This is a genomic window from Staphylococcus sp. MSU001, from assembly GCF_052976705.1.
This window is the reverse complement of the sequence record NZ_JBRIKK010000049.1, coordinates 1-741: the sequence shown is the minus strand read 5'-3', so window position 1 is coordinate 741 and position 741 is coordinate 1. Positions and strand designations below refer to the sequence as shown.

General features: G+C 29.1%; 1 protein-coding gene. It reads right to left on the bottom strand.

Annotated elements, in window-relative coordinates; translation table 11 throughout:
• Positions 1-741: ISL3 family transposase (locus tag ACVBFA_RS11645; RefSeq protein ID WP_447158862.1), on the bottom strand; the 741-nt coding region annotated here is incomplete at both ends.

Here is a 741-nt window from a genome sequence, read left to right as displayed (position 1 = left end):
CGCGAAGTTATAATAATTCGATTACGTAAATTATCATAATTTCTATAACCAAAAGATACCCTTTTAATGAGTTTGATTTTATTATTAATTCCTTCTAACGGACCGTTGGTCAGGTTAGAATATGTCATAGTATTTTCAATGAAAGCAGCTAATCGTCTTAAAGTTCTAATGACCGAGCGTAATTTAGGACACACATCTGAAAGATGAATAGAAAAAAGTTTATGATTAAATTTCTCTATTTGGTTCTCTTTTAATAATCGTCTTAGCTCATGAACGTAGTGATATGTATTAAATAATTTTACATCTACACCTAATAAGTAATTTATAATGCCTTTTTCGGTTTTCCACTCTTTAAATAAATGGACTTTATGATAATTAAATACTTCTAGCGTTTCAAAAGGTTTAAGAAATAGTTTCCAATAACTTTTATATTTATTATAAAGCGGTCTATTAGAGGTTCTATAACAATTCATTACATGAACTCTAGACATATTTAACGCTCGATTTAAGGATTGAACAATATGAAAACGGTCAATAATAATCTTCGCGTTAGGAAATAATTGTTTGATTAGTGACATATATGGTTCATACATATCAATCGTTACTGTTTTGACTTTTTGTCTTAGTTTCAAAGAATAGCGATAAAAATGATCTTTTAGCGATTTTAACTTACGATCCGCTACCACATCTACGATGCAGTGCGATACAGCATCTGCATAAATAAAACTCATTTTTCCGATT